The sequence below is a fragment of the Mycobacterium sp. PS03-16 genome, assembly GCF_004570325.1.
Lineage (GTDB): Bacteria > Actinomycetota > Actinomycetes > Mycobacteriales > Mycobacteriaceae > Mycobacterium.
Genome location: NZ_SPQO01000005.1, coordinates 195,081 through 211,712 on the forward strand (window position 1 = coordinate 195,081; position 16,632 = coordinate 211,712).

16 protein-coding genes are annotated in these 16,632 nt (G+C 70.2%); 4 read left to right on the top strand and 12 right to left on the bottom strand.

Annotated elements, in window-relative coordinates:
- Nucleotides 1-87: 87 nt before the first annotated feature.
- From E4P42_RS06680 to E4P42_RS06690, 3 genes are all read left to right on the top strand, one after another.
- Nucleotides 88-576: an inorganic diphosphatase gene (locus tag E4P42_RS06680; RefSeq protein WP_135124300.1), complete on the top strand. Its 489-nt coding sequence runs from the start codon at nt 88-90 to the stop codon at nt 574-576.
- Nucleotides 577-659: 83 nt separating this feature from the next.
- Nucleotides 660-1,181, top strand: a complete 522-nt coding sequence (locus E4P42_RS06685) for a 2-oxo-4-hydroxy-4-carboxy-5-ureidoimidazoline decarboxylase (RefSeq protein ID WP_135124302.1) — start codon at nt 660-662, stop codon at nt 1,179-1,181.
- Nucleotides 1,182-1,235: 54 nt separating this feature from the next.
- Nucleotides 1,236-2,426 (top strand): metallophosphoesterase, encoded by a 1,191-nt coding sequence (locus E4P42_RS06690; RefSeq protein ID WP_135124304.1) that lies wholly within the window; start codon nt 1,236-1,238, stop codon nt 2,424-2,426.
- A gap of 35 nt (nt 2,427-2,461) precedes the next feature.
- On the opposite strand, the gene E4P42_RS06695 is transcribed toward E4P42_RS06690, so the two are convergent.
- From E4P42_RS06695 to E4P42_RS06735, 9 genes are all read right to left on the bottom strand, one after another.
- The gene (locus tag E4P42_RS06695; protein ID WP_135124400.1) at nt 2,462-3,439 is read right to left on the bottom strand and encodes a 2-hydroxyacid dehydrogenase; all 978 of its coding nucleotides are present in this window, start codon (nt 3,437-3,439) and stop codon (nt 2,462-2,464) included.
- Between the two features lie 5 nt (nt 3,440-3,444).
- The gene (locus tag E4P42_RS06700; RefSeq protein WP_135124306.1) at nt 3,445-4,791 is read right to left on the bottom strand and encodes an enolase C-terminal domain-like protein; all 1,347 of its coding nucleotides are present in this window, start codon (nt 4,789-4,791) and stop codon (nt 3,445-3,447) included.
- A gap of 76 nt (nt 4,792-4,867) precedes the next feature.
- Entirely contained in the window at nt 4,868-5,650 is a 783-nt protein-coding gene (locus tag E4P42_RS06705; protein WP_135124308.1) for an IclR family transcriptional regulator, read from the bottom strand.
- A 61-nt stretch (nt 5,651-5,711) separates the two neighbouring features.
- A complete protein-coding gene (locus E4P42_RS06710; RefSeq protein ID WP_135124310.1) occupies nt 5,712-6,434 on the bottom strand; it encodes a sulfite exporter TauE/SafE family protein in 723 nt (240 codons plus the stop codon).
- Entirely contained in the window at nt 6,431-7,435 is a 1,005-nt protein-coding gene (locus E4P42_RS06715) for an ABC transporter ATP-binding protein (RefSeq protein ID WP_135124312.1), read from the bottom strand. The genes E4P42_RS06710 and E4P42_RS06715 overlap by 4 nt, the downstream gene beginning before the upstream one ends.
- Entirely contained in the window at nt 7,428-8,450 is a 1,023-nt protein-coding gene (locus E4P42_RS06720; protein WP_135124314.1) for an ABC transporter ATP-binding protein, read from the bottom strand. The genes E4P42_RS06715 and E4P42_RS06720 overlap by 8 nt, the downstream gene beginning before the upstream one ends.
- 11 nt (nt 8,451-8,461) lie before the next feature.
- The gene (locus E4P42_RS06725) at nt 8,462-9,448 is read right to left on the bottom strand and encodes an ABC transporter permease (protein WP_135124316.1); all 987 of its coding nucleotides are present in this window, start codon (nt 9,446-9,448) and stop codon (nt 8,462-8,464) included.
- 14 nt (nt 9,449-9,462) lie between these two features.
- Nucleotides 9,463-10,389, bottom strand: a complete 927-nt coding sequence (locus E4P42_RS06730; protein ID WP_135124318.1) for an ABC transporter permease — start codon at nt 10,387-10,389, stop codon at nt 9,463-9,465.
- A gap of 44 nt (nt 10,390-10,433) precedes the next feature.
- The gene (locus E4P42_RS06735; RefSeq protein ID WP_135124320.1) at nt 10,434-12,041 is read right to left on the bottom strand and encodes an ABC transporter substrate-binding protein; all 1,608 of its coding nucleotides are present in this window, start codon (nt 12,039-12,041) and stop codon (nt 10,434-10,436) included.
- 321 nt (nt 12,042-12,362) lie between these two features.
- Here E4P42_RS06735 and E4P42_RS06740 point away from each other — a divergent pair, with 321 nt between their 5' ends.
- Complete coding sequence (locus E4P42_RS06740; protein ID WP_245233909.1) at nt 12,363-13,352, top strand: 2-hydroxyacid dehydrogenase; 990 nt, start codon at nt 12,363-12,365, stop codon at nt 13,350-13,352.
- A gap of 12 nt (nt 13,353-13,364) precedes the next feature.
- Here the strand turns inward: E4P42_RS06740 and E4P42_RS06745 are convergent, their stop codons facing one another.
- The 3 genes from E4P42_RS06745 to E4P42_RS06755 form a co-directional block, all read right to left on the bottom strand.
- Nucleotides 13,365-14,291 (bottom strand): LysR substrate-binding domain-containing protein, encoded by a 927-nt coding sequence (locus E4P42_RS06745; protein ID WP_135124324.1) that lies wholly within the window; start codon nt 14,289-14,291, stop codon nt 13,365-13,367.
- Between the two features lie 111 nt (nt 14,292-14,402).
- Nucleotides 14,403-15,674 carry a glucarate dehydratase family protein gene (locus E4P42_RS06750; RefSeq protein WP_209305712.1) on the bottom strand — a complete coding sequence of 424 codons (1,272 nt, stop codon included), beginning with the start codon at nt 15,672-15,674 and terminating at the stop codon, nt 14,403-14,405.
- Complete coding sequence (locus E4P42_RS06755) at nt 15,671-16,606, bottom strand: 5-dehydro-4-deoxyglucarate dehydratase (RefSeq protein ID WP_135124328.1); 936 nt, start codon at nt 16,604-16,606, stop codon at nt 15,671-15,673. Before E4P42_RS06755 ends, E4P42_RS06750 begins: the two co-directional genes overlap by 4 nt.
- Nucleotides 16,607-16,632 lie beyond the last annotated feature (26 nt).

Genomic DNA, 16,632 nt, shown 5'->3' on the forward strand with positions numbered 1-16,632 from the left:
TTACAGCAGGGTATCGCTCGTTTACTGTGGACCCGCGTCGTCACCCGACGACCCCTGGTGCGAACACATGCGAAGGAGCCGACAGCGGTGGAGTTCGACGTCGTCATCGAGATCCCGAAGGGGTCGCGCAACAAGTACGAGGTGGACCACGAGACCGGCCGGGTGAAGCTGGACCGCTACCTCTACACGTCGATGGCCTACCCCCTGGACTACGGGTTCATCGAGGACACCCTCGGTGAGGACGGCGATCCGCTCGACGCGCTGGTGCTGCTGCCGGAGTCGGTCTTCCCCGGCTGCATCGTCGAGGCACGTCCGGTCGCGATGTTCCAGATGACCGACGAGGCCGGCGGCGACGACAAGGTGCTGTGCGTGCCGGCGGGCGACAAGCGCTGGGACCACGTCAAGGAACTGGCGGACGTGCCCGAGCAGGTGCTCGAAGAGGTCAAGCACTTCTTCGTCCACTACAAGGACCTGGAGCCGAACAAGTACGTCAAGGCCGCCGACTGGACCGGCCGCGAGGATGCCGAGGCCGAGATCACGCGGTCGTTCGAGCGCGCCAAGACCGAATCGCACTGACGGGCCGCTGACCCGGCGGAGGATTTAGCCCGCCCGTAACACGGCGTAACGCCGCCGTGGTCTGCGGCTCTCATCATGGCCGCATGCTGTTGCATCAGGGCATCGGGCTGGCGGCCTACAACGCCATGCCGATGCGCCGCGCGGTGCATGCGGTGTACGAGTGCTGCTACAGCGTGCCGCTGGCCGCCGACCTGGCCCGCGGTCGGCCCTACCCCGACCACGACGCGCTCCTGCGCGCCGCCGACACGCTGCTGTTCGGGCTGTCCGAGGACTCGGTCGACTCGATACTGCAGGCCTACCCGGACGTCGGCCGCCGGCCCGGCAGCGAGAAGTCGGCGGCCGAGCAGTGCGCGGTGTGCGACGAGCGCCCCGAGGTGATGGCCCGGCTGGCCGACGCGTCCCGGCGCTACCTCGAACACTTCGGGTTCGGCTTCGTGATGTACGTCAACGGATTCTCCGCCGACGATGTGCTGACCGCGATGAGCGACCGGCTGCACCACGACCTCGACACCGAACGCAAGGTGGTGCGCAACGAGCTGGCCCGGGTCAACCGCACCCGGCTGCAGCGGATGCTCGGACCCGAAGGCGGCTATCACAACTGGTGAGCGGCTCCCCTAGGCTGGCCGGGTGACACCCAGTTCGGCACTCCGGTAGCGCGCTTGTTCCTCGTCATCCTCGGTACCGTCCTCGCGCTGATCCACCTCTATCTGTGGAAGCGTCTGGTCAAGGACACCACCCGACCGGGCCGCACCCGCTGGGCGTTGAGCGCGGCGGTGGTGGCGCTGTTCGGATTGTTGCTCGCGACGCTGATCGGGCCGCGCGTGGCGGGGGTGCGCGAGGCCGGGTGGTACGCCTGGCCGGGCTACTTCTGGTTCGCCCTGGCCGCCAATCTGTTCCTGGCGCTGCTGGTGTTGGAACCGGTCCGGCTGGCGCTGCGTGGCTGGGTGCGGCGAGCCCGGGTTGCCCAATCCGCGCCCGACGCCGATCCCGTTGCCGCACCCGCTGATTCGGCCATGAACCGGCGGGTGTTCCTGGCGCGGACCACGGCGGTGGCCGCGGGCGCGGCGTCGGCCGGTCTGGTCACGCTCGGCGCGACCACCGCGCTGGGGCCGCCCGACGTCCTGCAGGTGCCGGTGCGGCTGCGGCGACTCGACCCGGCGCTGCGCGGATTCCGCATCGCGGTGGTGTCGGACATCCACCTCGGGCCGCTGCTGGGGCGGGCGCACACCGAGCGGATCGTGCGGATGATCAACGAGACCGAGCCGGACCTGGTGGCGATCGTCGGCGACCTGGTGGACGGGACGGTCGCCGAACTCGGCCCTGCCGCAGCGCCGTTGCGCGATCTGAACGCACGCGAGGGCGCGTTCTTCGTCACCGGCAACCACGAGTACTTCGTCGACGATCCCGTGTCGTGGCTGACCGAGATCGAACGCCTCGGGGTGCAGCCGCTGCGCAACGAGAACACGGTGATCCGCCGGGGCGGTGCGGCGTTCGACCTCGCCGGGGTGAACGACGTGGCCGGCGAGGAGCGCAACGATCCGCCCGATTTCGACCGAGCCCTGGCCGGGGTGGACGCCGCCCGGCCCACGGTCCTGTTGGCCCACCAGCCCATCCAGGTCACCGAGGCCGCCGCGCGCGGTGTGGACCTGCAGGTGTCCGGCCACACCCACGGCGGTCAGATGTGGCCGTTCCACTACGTCGTCGAGGCTGTGCAGCCGGCGCTGGCCGGCCTCTCGACGGTCGGTGACACGCAGTTGTACGTGTCGCGCGGCGCCGGCTTCTGGGGACCACCGGTGCGGATCGGCGCCCCACCGGACATCACCGTGCTGTCGCTGCGCGACGACGCCTGAGCCTTCCGGCCGCCGGTCGAGGTGTGGCGAGCGGCTCAGGCGCTGACGAGGTTGCGCAGCGTCTCGCCGCGCTGCAGGCGGCCGATGTTGTCGGTGATGTCGTCGCACCGGCCGGAGAACGTGTGGTCGGTGACGCCCGAGGAGTGCGGGGTCATCAGCACGTTCGGCAGTTCGCCGAACGGCAGGTCGCTCGGCTGGCCGTACCCGTCGGCGCCGGGATAGGTGTACCAGACGTCGATCGCCGCGCCGCCGATCACGCCCTGCGAAAGCGCCTCGTACAGTGCTGCTTCGGCGACCAGCGGACCGCGTCCGACGTTGATCAGCACCCCGGCCGGGCCGAGCGCGCGCAGCTCGTCGGCGCCGATCATGCCGACGGTGCGCTCGGTCAGCGGGGCGGACACCACGACGACGTCGGCCTCGGTCATCAGCCGGGTCAGCTGTCCGGTGTCGCCGGCCCACCGCAGCTGTTCGGCGGCCGCGTCGAGCCGTCCGCTGCCGGTGACGGCGATACCGTCGGCGCCCAGCGCGCGCAGCACGTCCCAGCTGCGCCGGCCGATGTGCCCGAATCCGACGAACCCGACCAGCGCGCCGCACAACGCGGCGGGCTGGGGGATCGAGCGGTCGTAGACCGAGGTCGCCCACCGGCCGGTGCGCAGCGCGCGGTCCTGTTCGAGGAACCGTCGGCGCATCAGCACCGCGGTCGCGACGATGTACTCGGCGATGGACTGTTCGTGGCGAAAGGTGTTGGCCACCAGGACGTCGGCGCTCAGCGCGTCGAACGCGATCTTGTCGGTGCCCGCGCCCGCGGCGTGAACCAGCCGCAGCCGCTGCGCCACGGTGGCGAGCTCGGCCGCGAAACGACCGCCGACGTAGACGTCCGCGTCGCGGACCGCTTCGCGCAGCGCCGCCGGATCGGCCGGGTCGCTCCAGTACACCTCGGTTCCCGCCGGCAGCGCAGATTCGAACCGCGCGCGGTGCGGGAAGAGATTGGTGTCGGCGACCACGACCTTCATCGACGTCACCGGTGCAGCGCCGGCCGCTTGCTGTCGAACGTCCAGTCCGGTACCAGGAACCGCATGGCGGCCGCATCGTCGCGGGCGCCGAGGCCCTCGCGCTGGTAGAGCTCGTTGGCGGCGGCGAGCGCGTCGTGGTCGATCTCCACGCCGAGGCCCGGCCGGTCCGGCACGGTCAGGTGGCCGTCAGTGATCACATACGGCTCCTTGGTGATCCGCTGCCCGTCCTGCCAGATCCAGTGCGTGTCGATGGCGGTGATGGTGCCCGGCGCGGCGGCCGCCGCGTGGGTGAACATCGCCAGTGACACGTCGAAGTGGTTGTTGGAGTGCGAACCCCACGTCAGACCCCAGGCGTCGCACAGCTGCGCGACGCGCACCGAACCGTGCAGCGTCCAGAAGTGCGGATCGGCGAGTGGGATGTCGACGGCGCCCGAGCGGATCGCATGACCCATCTCGCGCCAGTCGGTGGCGATCATGTTGGTGGCGGTCGGCAGGCCGGTGGCCCGCTTGAACTCCGACATCACCTCACGGCCGGAGAAGGTGCCCTCGGGACCGACCGGGTCCTCGGCGTAGGCCAGCACACCGACGAGGTCGCGGCAGGTGCGCACCGCCTCGTCGAGCAGCCAGCTGCCGTTGGGGTCCAACGTGATTCGCGCCTCGGGGAACCGTTCGGCGAGTGCGGTGACGGCCTTGGCCTCCTCGGCGGGGGCCAGCACACCGCCCTTGAGCTTGAAGTCGGCGAACCCGTAGCGCTGCTGCGCGGCCTCGGCGAGGCGCACCACCGCCTCGGGGGTGAGCGCCTCGGTATGGCGGAGCTTCATCCAGTCGTCGGCGCCGGCGTCCTCGTCGGCCGGGCTGCGGTAGGCCAGATCGGTCTTGGTGCGGTCACCGATGTAGAACAGGTAGCCCAGCGCCGGGACGCGCTCGCGCTGCTGACCGTCGCCGAGCAGGGCGGCCACCGGCACCTCGAGGTACTGGCCGAGCAGGTCCAGCAGGGCCGACTCGACCGCGGTGACGGCATGGATGGTCACGCGCAGGTCGAACGTCTGGGCGCCGCGGCCCGCGCTGTCGCGGTCGGCGTAGGTGCGCCGGATGGCGGCCAGCGTGGCGTGGTAGTCGCCGATGGAGCTGCCGATGATCTGCGCGGCGGCGTCCTCGAGCGTGCGCCGGATGGCCTCGCCGCCGGGGACCTCACCGACGCCGGTGCGGCCGTCGGAGTCGGTCAGCAGCACCACGTTGCGGGTGAAGAACGGGGCGTGGGCGCCGCTGAGGTTGAGCAGCATGCTGTCGTGGCCGGCCACCGGGACGACCTTCATCTCGCGGACGACGGGGGTGCGCTGTGTCGAGGTCATGATCCTTCACCCTACGAGCCGATTTCTATGCATGTCCAACACCAATGAGGCATTGATTGATTCAGTCTCCGCATCGTCATGCGAACCATTTGTCGCCATTGGCCAGCGGCCGCACCACGCGGGTCACCTTGTCGCACACCATCCGCAGCGCGTCGACGAGTTCGCGTTCCCGCGGCGCGGTGAGCCGCTCCAGCGGCACCGAGACGCTGATCGCATCTTGGGCGGGACGGACGTACGGCAGCGCCACCCCGAAGCACCGCAGACCCGGTGCGTTCTCCTCGTCGTCGGTGGCGTATCCGCGAATCCGCGTCTGCTCCAGCGCCGCGTCGAGTGCCTCGCGGTCGGTGAGCGTGCGGGCGGTCAGCGGCGCCAGCACCGACGGGATCGCGGCGTCGCGGTCGGCGCCGAACCGGTCGGCCAGCAGCGCCTTGCCCAGCGCGCACGCGTGCGCGGGCAGCCGCCGGCCCACCTTGTTGACGCTGCGCACGTACTGCCGTGACTCCCGGGTGGCCAGGTACACCACGTCGGTGCGGTCCAGCCGGCCGACGTGGAACGTCTCGTCCAGGTCGCGGCGCAGGTCGTCGAGGAACGGGACGATCACCGGCAGGTACGGGTCGGCGTCGAGGTAGCCGGTGCCGACCAGCAGGGCGCGCACCCCGATGCCGTACTGCGTGCCCGAGGCGTCCGAGCGCGCCCAGCCCTGCTCGACCAGTGTGCGCAGCAGCGCGTGGGCACTGCTGCGGGGCATGTCGAGCGCGGCGCAGATCTCCCGGATGCGCGCCGGGTGGTCGTGCCGGCCGGCCAGGTACTCGAGCAGCTCGACGGTGCGCACGGCCGACTTCACCTTGCGCAAGGACATGTTTGACCGCTCCTCCGGTCCCGGATCGACCATCGCCGCGCTCACGTCGTGCGTCCGCCGGTCAGAACGCGCCGAGCTGGCGCGCGATCAGCACCACCGCACCGACGGTCGACACCCCGATGGCCAGCCAACGCTGCCTGCGCCGGTCGAGCACCCGGTTCATCAACCGCGACAGCAGATAGCCGACCACCACCGCGGGCAGCATCAACGCGAACGCGCGCAGCGTGGTCTCGTGCACCTCGCCGGTCAGGGCCAGCACCCCGACCGAGATCACCGAACCGATGAGGAAGAACCCGTTCATCGTGCCGCGCAGTGCAGGCCCGGTGGAGCCCTGCCACACCAGCGCCATCGGCGGGCCGCCGATCGAGGTGGCGGTGCCCAGCACCCCCGACGCCGCACCGGCGACCACGAGATTGCGCTTGTGCGGCGCCGGTTTCCAGCCTGCGCTGGCGAACACCACCCCGAGCAGCACCACCCCGGCCAGCGCCAGGGCCAGCATCTGTTCGGGCATGGCGGCCAGCAGCAGCGCCCCCGCGACGGTCCCGGGAATGCGGCCCGCCAGCGCCCAGCCGGTGCCGCGGATGTCGATCGCCTGGTGTTCGCGGATCACCACGAACAACGTCAGGATCGTGGCCAACATGATCAAGGTCGCGGGGATCAGCGCCGGGTCGACGATCGCGACGATCGGCGCCGCCAGCATGCCCATGCCGAAACCGATCGAGGCCTGCATGCACGACGCCAGCACGATGGCGGCGGCGATGATCGAATACGACGCGATACTCACGCCGACATCGTGACCGCACCGGCTTCCTCGCTCTGCAGCGGGTGGTAGCACTCGGCCTGGTGGCCGGGCGCCTGCGGGTCGACGGCGATCGGCGGTGCGGCGGTGGCACACACGTCGGTCGCCCGCCAGCACCGGGTCCGGAAGCGGCAGCCCGACGGCGGGTTCAGCGGTGAGGGCACCTCACCGCGCAGCAGGATCCGTTCGCGGCGCTTCCCGTCGTCCAGGGTCGGCGCCGCAGACATCAGCGCGGCGGTGTAGGGGTGGTTCGCGCGGTCGAACACCGGGTCGGTGGCACCGCTTTCGATGATGCGACCGAGGTACATCACGGCCACCCGGTCGGCGACGTGGCGCACCACCGACAGGTCGTGGCTGATGAAGATGTAGGCGATGCCCAATTGCTGCTGCAGATCGTGCAGCAGGTTGAGCACCTGCGCCTGCACCGACAGGTCCAGCGCCGAGACCGGTTCGTCGCAGATGACGACGTCGGGGTTGAGCGCGAGCGCGCGGGCGATGCCGATGCGCTGACGCTGACCCCCGGAGAACTCCTGCGGGTACTTGTCGGCGGCCTTGGCGCCCAGCCCCACCAGGTCGAGCAGCCCGCGCACCCGCATGTCGCGGTCGCGCCGGTTCTCGACGAGCGATTTGTGGGTGCGCCACGGCTCGGCGATGATCTCGGCGGCGGACATGCGCGCGTTGAGCGACGCGTACGGGTCCTGGAACACCATCTGCACCCGGCGGCGGAAGTCGAGCAGCTCCTTGCCGCGCAGCGTGTAGGGGTCGATGCCGTCGAAGCGCACCGTGCCCGAATCGGGCCGCTCGAGCATCATCAGGGTGCGCGCCAACGTGGACTTCCCGCAGCCGGATTCGCCGACCAGGCCGAGCGTCTCACCGCGATTGAGGTCCAGGTTGATGCCGTCCAGTGCGCACAGCCGGCGCTTACCGCCCCCCGGTACCCGGAACGACTTGCGCAGATCGCGCACGGTCAGCAGCGTGTCAGACATTCTTGACCTCCTCGGGGAAGTGGCAGGCCGCCTTGCGGCCCTCGCCGGTCACGTCGAGCGCCGGCCGGGTGGTGGTGCACACCTCGCGGGCCAGCGGGCAACGCTCCTGGTACACGCACCCGGCCGGGATCGAGTGCAGGTCCGGCGGCGCGCCGCCGATCGACTTCAGCGGCTCGCCGCGCACCGTGTTGATCGGCACGGAATTGAGCAGGCCCTTGGTGTAGGGGTGCTTGGGGCCGGCGAAAACCTCGGCGACGGACCCTGTTTCGATGATATTGCCGGCGTACATGACCGCCACCCGGTCGGCCTCCTCGGCGACGAGCGCGAGGTCGTGGGTGATCAGCACCACCGCCATCCGGCTCTCGGTGCGCAGGTCGCGCAGCAACGCCATGATCTGGGCCTGCACCGTCACGTCGAGCGCCGTGGTCGGTTCATCGGCGATCAGCACGCTCGGGTTCAGTGCGACGCCCATCGCGATGAGCAGGCGCTGACGCATGCCGCCGGAGAACTGGTGCGGGTAGGAGTCCAACCGCGACTCGGGTTGCGGGATGCCGACGCGGGCCATCAGCTCGACGGCCTTGCGCTTGGCGTCCTTGGCGTTCATGCCGTGGTGGATGCGGAACGGTTCGGCCAGCTGGGTGCCGACCGTGTACAGCGGATTGAGGGCGGTGAGCGCGTCCTGGAACACGATGGCCAATTCGGTGCCCGCCAGCTTGCGCCGGGTCTTGGCGTCGACGGCGAACAGATCCTGTCCGGCCAGCCGCGCCGACCCGGCCGACACCTGCGCGACGGGTTCGAGCAGGCCGACCAGGGCGGTGGCGGTCATCGACTTACCGCAGCCGGATTCACCGAGCAGCGCCAGTGTTTCGCCGCGGTGCGCGGTGAACGACACGCCGTTGACGGCGCGGACGGTGCCGTTGATGGTGCGGATGTCGACGGTGAGGCCGTCGACCTCCAGCGCGGTCGGATCGGATTCCAGCTTCTCGGCGGGTGGGTGCTCTGCGACGATGGTCATGGCGTGGCCTTTCAGATGCGCTTCGTGGTCTTGGCGAAGCGGGACAGGCGCTTCTGCGGAACGGTGAGGCGCCACCGCTGGGCGGGATCGGTGGCGATTCGCGCCCAGGCGGCCAGGATCGTGGCCGAGACGGTGGTGATGACGATGGCGAGGCCCGGGAAGAACGACAGCCACCAGGCCGTGTGCAGGTAGGTGCGGCCCTGCGAGACCATCAGGCCCCAGCTGACGTCGGGCGGCTGGATGCCGATGCCCAGGAAGCTCAGCGAGCTCTCGGCCAGCATCACGTAGCAGAAGTCCAGCGTCGCCACCGTCAGCAGCGTCGGCAGCACGATCGGCAGCACGTGGCGGCCGATGATCGACGTCGAGCTGGCGCCGAATGTCCGTGCGGCGTCGACGAACAACCGGCTCTGCAGCTCGGCCGACTCGGCGCGGGCGGTGCGCAGGTACACCGGGATGCGGGTGATGGCCAGCACCAGGATGATGTTGGCGGCGCTGGGCGAGAACACGTACAGCACCACGACCGCGAGCAGCAGCGACGGGAAGCTCATGATGACGTCGGCCACGCGCATGGCCACCGTCTCCCGCCAGCCGCGGTAGTAGCCGGCCCACATTCCGATCGCCGATCCGACCACCGCGGAGATCACCACCGCGGGCACCGCGACCGACAGGGTCGTCTGGGCGGCCACCACCAGCCGGGCGAGCATGCTGCGCCCCAGCGGGTCGGTGCCCAGGATGTTGGCCCAGCCGTGGGCGAGCGTGAACGGGGGCTGATTCGAGTTGTCCAGGTCGATGTCGGTGGCCAGGTCGCCCATCAGCATCGGGCCGAAGACCGCGGTGAGGAACACCAGGCCGAGGACCACGGCGGCCAGCGCGGCCACCCGGTCGTTGACCAGCAGGCGCAACCACTTCGAGGCCGTGCCCTTCTTGGGGCCCTTACCCGGCGTGCCGACGATCGCGGTCGTCGGTTTGACCGGGACCAGGTCGAGTTGTGTGCTCATGGCGGTGTCTCTCCTCAGACTCGGGCCGGTTCGCGGACGCGGGCGTCGAGCAGCGCGTAGCAGGCGTCGATGATGATGTTGAGCAGGAAGATGCTGACGGCGGTGAGGAGCACCGCGGCCTGCAGGACGGCGAAGTCCCGCTGCAGGATCGCGTCGATCATCAGCTTGCCGATGCCGGGCCAGCCGAAGATGGCCTCGACCACCACCGCGCCGTTGATCAGCGCGACCGCGAGGTCGCCGGCGACGGTGAGCGCGGGCGCCGCGGCGTTGCGCAGCGCGTGGTGGGTGACGACGCGGAAGTCGGTGGCGCCCTTGCTGCGGGCCAGCCGGACGTACGGCGCCGACAGCGCGGACACCATGGCGCCGCGGACCACCTGGGTGAGCACGCCGAGCGGTCGGATCATCAGCGTGGCGATGGGCAGGATCCAGGCCAGCCCGCTCTCGGTGCCCGACGTCGGCAGCCAGCCGAGCAGCACGGCGAACAGCCACACGCCGGTGATCGCGAACCAGAAGTCCGGGATGCTGGCCGCGGTCATCGACAGCAGGCTGGAGAACCGGTCGGCCAGCGAGTTGGGCCGGTAGGCCGCCCAGCAGCCGATGACGACCGCGCCGACCATCGCGAGCAGCATGGTGACCGCCGCGAGCTGCAGCGTTGCCGGGAAGGCGCGCAGCGCCATCTCGGACGCGGATTCCCCGGTGCGCAGCGACGTTCCGAAGTCCAGGTGCAGCACGCCTTTGAAATAGTCGACGAGCTGCGTCCACACCGGCTGGTCGAAGCCGTTGGCCGCGGCGAACGCCTCACGTTGTTCGGGGGTGGCCGATTCGGGCAGGTAGAGGTTGGTCGGGTCGCCGGTGAGCCGCGCCAGCAGGAACACGCCCAGCAGCACGATGATCAACGGCAGGGCGCTGGTGTACATCCGGCGCCGCACGAATGGGAACATGGGACTTGGCCTTCCGGGCTGGGCTGTGGTGGTGGGCTGGTCCGCTAGGCGGCGTCGGTCGGGGTGGGGCCGGCGGGACGCATCTCGCTCAGCCGCATCTCGTCACCCGTCGCGGAGTTGGGCGTGTAGTCCACGCGCGGCGACTTGCCGAGAATGCCCTTCATGTGCGCGATGTAGGCCATCTGCATGATCTCCTGCGGCTCTTCGGCGAAGAGTTCGGCGAACGCGTCCTGGCGGTCCTGACCCGTGAGTGCCTCGGCGGCGCGGATCTTGCGGTCGAATTCGGTTGTGCCGAAGGCACTCTGCGGTCCGTCGCTGAGCATGTACTGGTCCATGGTGAACGCGGCGTCACCGGCCTGGTTGCCGTGCATGATCATCAGCAGGTAGGGCCCGGTGTTCGGCGGGAACGGCCGCAGCTGGTAGAGCAGCTGGTTGGACGTGTCCATCATCTCGATCTTCACGTTGAGCCCGATGTCGGTGAACTCGCTTTGCAGCACCTCGATGGTCTCGCTGATCTTCGGGAACTGCGCGGTGCGGCCGATCAGGCGGATCTCGCGGTCCACCGGCACTCCGTCGGCGCGGGCTTCCTCGATGAGCCGGCGGCCCTTCTCGGGATCGTGCGGCCACAACTGCAGTTCGGCGTTGTACCCCACGACGCCGGACGGGATCAATTGCGCAGCAGGATCACCGAGGCCCTGGAACAGCGCCTTGACGATGCCGGTGCGGTTCACCGCGTAGTTGATGGCCTGACGCACCCGGATGTCGTTGAGCGGCGCCTCGGTGCCCTGCATCCGCAGTGCGGTGGTCTCGTTGTTCTGGAACGGCACACCGAGATCGCCCGCCCCGTCCTCGGGGCCCAGGCCGACGGCGATGTCGGTCTCGTCGTTGGTGATCATCGCCGCGCGCACGCTGCCCTCGCTACGCCACTGGTATTCGGCGCGGGGGAAGGCCGGCGGCTGACCCCAGTAGGCGTCGTTGCGGGCCAGGATCAGCTTCTGGCCGTACTGCCAGTCGGCGATCGCGTAGGGCCCGGTGCCGATCGGTTCGCGCACCTTCTCGGTCGTGCTCGTGGTGCGCGGCACGATCTCCACGAACGACAGGCGCAGCGGCAGAATCGGGTCGGGGTTCGCGGTGGCGACGGTGAGGGTGGTGTCGTTGACGGCGTCGATCTCGAGCTTCTCATCGCCGAAGACGTAACCGTCGACGTTGCACTGCAGGTCGGAGTTCACCGCACGGTCGATCGAGAACGCGGCGTCGGTGGCGGTCATCGGGGCGCCGTCGGAGAACGTCACGTCGGGGCGGATGTCGAAGGTCCACTCGGTGTCGGAGGTCTGCCGCCAGCCGGTCGCCAGCAGCGGCTGCAGGTCACCGGTGTTCGGATCGCGCTCGATGAGCGGTTCGGTGATGTTGGAGCGCACCACGATGCCGGTCGACGTCAGCGAGCTCTCGCACGGTTCCAGCGTGGGCGGTTCCTGCGCGAGGACGATCCGCAGCGTGTTGGTGTCGTAGCCGCCGCGGCCGGAGTTGGCGACGGTGCACCCGGCGGTCAGCACGCACGCCGTGGCGGCGGCTGTGACGACGGATGCGGCGGCCAGCACGCGGCGGGCCGGCCGCGCAGTGTTCCGGCGAGAGGCCGGGGCGAAGCGCGTCATGGCACCTCCAGGAAGTGTGATGTCCACGTATGTGGATGCGGTGTGTGACCGCAGACACAAGCTAAGAACCCGCCGAATCGGCCGTCAACCTGGCCGAACGGCCGTTTCGCAGCATGGAGGCCGCGAAGGCAGAGGCGCTGGAACAGCGTGGGAAACACTGTTGATCAGGCAATTCGCTCGCCGAGCGCCATTGCTGATGCACCCGCGATGCGTGCAGGCACGCAATATATGCGGGTTGCGTATCAACCCATGCTATTTACGTGTTGGACGGGTATTCGCCGGCGGGCATACCGTGATCGCAGCCACACCCGGAGGAGACCTGTGCCCGAGAACGCCGCCACCACCCCGCACGTCCTGCAGGTCGGGCCGCTCAAACCGTCGCTCGCCGAGACGCTGCGCACCCGCTACCGCGCCGATGAACTGCCCGCCGACGGCGCCGCCCGCGACGCCTACCTGAGTGAGCACGGCGCCCGGGTGACTGCCGTCGTCACCTCCGGACGCACCGGCGTGGACGCCGCGCTGATAGAACGGCTCCCCCACCTGAGCGCCGTGGTGAATTTCGGCGTCGGATACGACACGACCGACATGGACGCCGCCGTCGCCCGCGGCGTGGTCGTCAGCAACACCCCCGACGTGCTGACCGACTGCGTCGCCGACACCGCGGTGGGCCTGACCATCGATGTGCTGCGCCGGTTCTCGGCCGCCGACCGCTATGTGCGTGCCGGCCGCTGGCCGGTCGACGGCAACTACCCGCTGACGCGGCAGATCTCTCACAAGTTGGTCGGTGTGCTCGGCCTGGGCCGCATCGGCACCGCGATCGCCACCCGGCTCGCGGCGTTCGGCTGCCCGATCAGCTACCACAACCGTCGCCCCGTCGACGGCTCCCCCTACGCCTACGTCGACTCGCCGGCCGAACTCGCCCGCCGCGTCGAGGTACTCGTGATCGCCGCCGCGGGCGGCGGGGGCACGCGCCACCTCGTCGACCGTGACGTCATCGACGCCCTCGGCCCGGACGGCTACCTGGTCAACATCGCCCGCGGCAGCGTGGTCGACGAGGCGGCGCTGGTCGAGGCGCTGCAGAGCGGCAAGCTCGCCGGCGCCGGCCTCGACGTGTTCGCCGAGGAACCGCGGGTGCCCGAGGCGCTGCTGTCCATGGACAACGTGGTGCTCCTGCCTCACGTCGCCAGCGGAACGGTGGAAACCCGTGCGGCGATGGAGGATTTGACACTGCAAAACCTCGACTCGTTCCTCACCACGGGCCGGCTGGTCACCCCGGTGCCCGAGGTCGCGGACCTCGTCGCGGCCCGCTGACGCCGGCGCCGGTCAGCGCAGGTCGTCGGGCACCAGATCGTCGGTCGTCCACTCCCGAGGCGGCAGCACATCGCGCAGGAGCCGGTGCAGCGCCGGGTTGGTGCTGTCCCCGCGCCACGCGGCGTCGAGTTCGACGGGCCGCTCCCGGAACGCGCCGATCGACCGGAACACCACGCCTTCCGGGTGCAGGGTCGCCGCCGACGCCGGCACCAGCGCGATCCCGATGCCGGACCGCACCAGCACCAGCATGGTGTGCACCTGCGTCACGTACTGCACGTGCCGGGGCGTCGCGCCGGCGATGGTGAACGTGCTGATCAGCAGTTCGTGGAAGTAGCGGGCCTGCACCGGTGAGTACATCACCAGGTCCTGGCCGTCGAGGTCGTTGAGCGTGAGTTGACGGCCCACGTCGACCAGCGGATGACCCGCGGGCAGCGCGGCCACCAACTGCTCGTGCAGCAGCGGACGTGACACGATGCCCGGCCGTTTCAGCGGCGGGCGGGCCATGCCCAGATCGATCTCGCCGGTCATCAGCCCCTCCAGCTGTGCCGCCGAAACCATCTCGCGCAGTTCGACTTTGACGTCGGGCAGTTCGGCGCGGGCCCGGTCCAGCAGCCGCGGCAGGACCGCGTGCGCGGACGCCGCGGTGAAGCCGACGACCACGGTGCCGAGATCGCCCGCCGGGACGCGCCGGACGTTGAGCGCGGCGCCTTCGGCCAGCTGCAGGATGCGCCGTGCGTCCGGCAGGAACGCCACCCCCGCCGGGGTGAGCGTGACCGAGCGGGTGGTGCGATCGATGAGGTGCACCCCGAGTTCGTTCTCGAGCTGCTGGATCTGGCGGCTCAACGGCGGCTGCGTCATGTGCAACCGCTCGGCGGCGCGGCCGAAGTGCAGTTCCTCGGCGACGGCGATGAAGCAGGACAGCCGCGACAGGGAGAACATCGATTCCTCCCTCACTCGCCGACCGCACCGGTGCGGCCCTGATACGTCAGCGTAAACCGCGGGTGCCGGCCCGGCGGCGACGTGCGTCGCCGGGTCCGCGCCGCGGAGATCTCACCAGCGCGGGCTGTCCGCGCGGAACGAGGGGTCGATGCTGCGCATGTACCCCGTGTCGTCACGCTCGCGGATCCCGCAGCGCACGTACTGTTCGTGCAGCACGGCCAGGCTGTCGTCGTCGATCTCGACACCCAGCCCCGGACCGGTGGGGACTGGCACCGCACCGTCGGCGAAGGTCAGCGCACCGTCTTTGACCACTTCTTCGGTCTTCCACGGCCAGTGCGTGTCACACGCGTAGGTGAGGTTGGGCGTCGCGCCGGCCAGATGCACCATCGCGGCCAGGCTGATGCCCAGGTGGCTGTTGGAGTGCATCGACAGGCCGAGCCCGAAGGTGTCGCAGATGCCGGCGAGCAGCCGTGACCGCTGCAGTCCGCCCCAGTAGTGGTGGTCGGACAGCACCACCTTCACCGAACCCTTGGCCACCGCGGGGGCCAACTGGTCGAAGGCGACCACACACATGTTGGTGGCCAACGGCATCGGCGCCTCGCGGGCCACCTCGGCCATCCCGTCCAGCCCCGGCGTCGGGTCCTCCAGGTACTCCAGCACCCCGGCCAACCCCGTGGCCACCTTGATCGACGTCTCCGGCGTCCACGCGGCGTTGGGGTCCAGCCGCAGCGGGTGGTTCGGGAACGCCGCCCGCAGCGCCTCGATCCCGGCCATCTCCTCCTCGGGCGCCAGCACGCCGCCCTTGAGTTTGATTGCGGTGAAACCGTATTCGTCGACGATCCGGCGGGCCTGGGCCACCAGCTCATCCGGGGTCAGCGCCTGACCCCAGCTGTCGGGTTCCGCGCCGGGATGGGCCGCCCACTTGTAGAACAGGTAGGCGCTGAACGGCACCGTGGCGCGAACGGCGCCGCCCAGCAGATCTGATACGGGCCGGCCGGTGACGTGCCCCTGCACGTCCAGGCAGGCCACCTCGAACGGGGAGAACACCCGGTCGACCACGCTGGCCGAGGTGATCATCCCGGCCAGGCCGGAACCGTCACCGGTGCGGTCACCGCCGAGCCGGTCGGAGATCAGGGCGCGGATCGCGTTGAGCGCGAACACGTCCTGACCCACGATCGCCGACGCCGCGGCCTCCAGCCGTTCCAGGTGGACGGTGTCGGCGTAGGTCTCGCCGAGACCCACCAGGCCGGCGTCGGTGTCGAGCTGGATGATCGCCCGCAGCGCATAGGGCTGATGCACGCCGACCGTGTTGAGCAACGGCGGGTCGGCGAAGGCGACCGGCGTGATCCGCGCCCCGGTGATCCGCACCGCCGCGCTCATCAGTGCACCAGCGCGTCGTTGAGCACCGCCCGGCCGGCGGCCAGGATCTCGCGCAGCTTGTCGACGTCGGCGGGCGTGCAGTCCACCAGCGGCGGGCGCACCGGACCGGCCTCGACACCCTCGAGGGTGACGCCGGCCTTGATGAGCGACACCGCGTAGCCGGGCATGGTGTCGCGCAGCCGGACCAGCGGGTGGAAGAACTCGCGCAACAGCGCGGCGGTAAGCGCCTCGTTGCCGGCCTCCAGCGACTGGTAGAACGCCAGCGCCAGCTCGGGGGCGAACGCGAAGGTGGCCGACGAGTAGAGCGTCACCCCGATCGCGCGGTACGCCTGCTGCGAGACCTCCGCGGTCGGCAGGCCGTTGAAGAACTGGAAGCTCTTGCCCGACAGCGCCAGGGCGTCGGTGACCGCGCGCACGATGCGCGAGACCATGTCCAGGTCGCCGGTGCCGTCTTTGAAGCCGACCACGTTCGGCAGCTGCGCGACCTCGACGGCCGAGGCCTCGTCGTAGCGGGCGTTGCCGCGGTTGTAGACGATCAGCGGCAGATCGGTGACCGAGCTGACCTCGCGGGTGTAGGCGACCAGACCCGCGGCCGGCATCTCGACCAGGTAGGGCGGGAGCAGCAGCAGGCCGTCGGCCCCGGCCCCGGCCGCGGCGCGGGCGAAGGCCTTGGCCTGCGCCAGCGAGCCGCCGGCGCCGGCGTACACCGGCACGCGCCCGTCGACGACCTCGACCGCGGTGCGCACCACGGTGGTGAATTCGGCCGTGTCCAGGGCGTGGAACTCACCGGTGCCGCAGGCGATGAACACGCCGCCGGGGCCCGCCTCGACACCCTTGGCGATGTGCTGTGACAGGCGCTCGGTGTCCACCTCGCCGGCGGCGGTGAGGGGGGTGACGGGGAAGAACAGGACGCCGGTCAGGGGCGCAGCGGGCATGGGGTGCTCCTCAATCTGTGGGGTAA

Excerpts from the sequence above, each read along its gene's own strand:
- E4P42_RS06745 (WP_135124324.1), bottom strand. The coding sequence starts at position 14,291 with ATGTTCTCCCTGTCGCGGCTGTCCTGCTTCATCGCCGTCGCCGAGGAA.
- E4P42_RS06725 (WP_135124316.1), bottom strand. The coding sequence starts at position 9,448 with ATGAGCACACAACTCGACCTGGTCCCGGTCAAACCGACGACCGCGATC.
- E4P42_RS06695 (WP_135124400.1), bottom strand. The coding sequence starts at position 3,439 with ATGAAGGTCGTGGTCGCCGACACCAATCTCTTCCCGCACCGCGCGCGG.
- E4P42_RS06685 (WP_135124302.1), top strand. The coding sequence starts at position 660 with ATGCTGTTGCATCAGGGCATCGGGCTGGCGGCCTACAACGCCATGCCG.
- E4P42_RS06720 (WP_135124314.1), bottom strand. The coding sequence starts at position 8,450 with ATGACCATCGTCGCAGAGCACCCACCCGCCGAGAAGCTGGAATCCGAT.
- E4P42_RS06700 (WP_135124306.1), bottom strand. The coding sequence starts at position 4,791 with ATGACCTCGACACAGCGCACCCCCGTCGTCCGCGAGATGAAGGTCGTC.
- E4P42_RS06705 (WP_135124308.1), bottom strand. The coding sequence starts at position 5,650 with ATGTCCTTGCGCAAGGTGAAGTCGGCCGTGCGCACCGTCGAGCTGCTC.
- E4P42_RS06715 (WP_135124312.1), bottom strand. The coding sequence starts at position 7,435 with ATGTCTGACACGCTGCTGACCGTGCGCGATCTGCGCAAGTCGTTCCGG.
- E4P42_RS06730 (WP_135124318.1), bottom strand. The coding sequence starts at position 10,389 with ATGTTCCCATTCGTGCGGCGCCGGATGTACACCAGCGCCCTGCCGTTG.
- E4P42_RS06755 (WP_135124328.1), bottom strand. The coding sequence starts at position 16,606 with ATGCCCGCTGCGCCCCTGACCGGCGTCCTGTTCTTCCCCGTCACCCCC.
- E4P42_RS06735 (WP_135124320.1), bottom strand. The coding sequence starts at position 12,041 with ATGACGCGCTTCGCCCCGGCCTCTCGCCGGAACACTGCGCGGCCGGCC.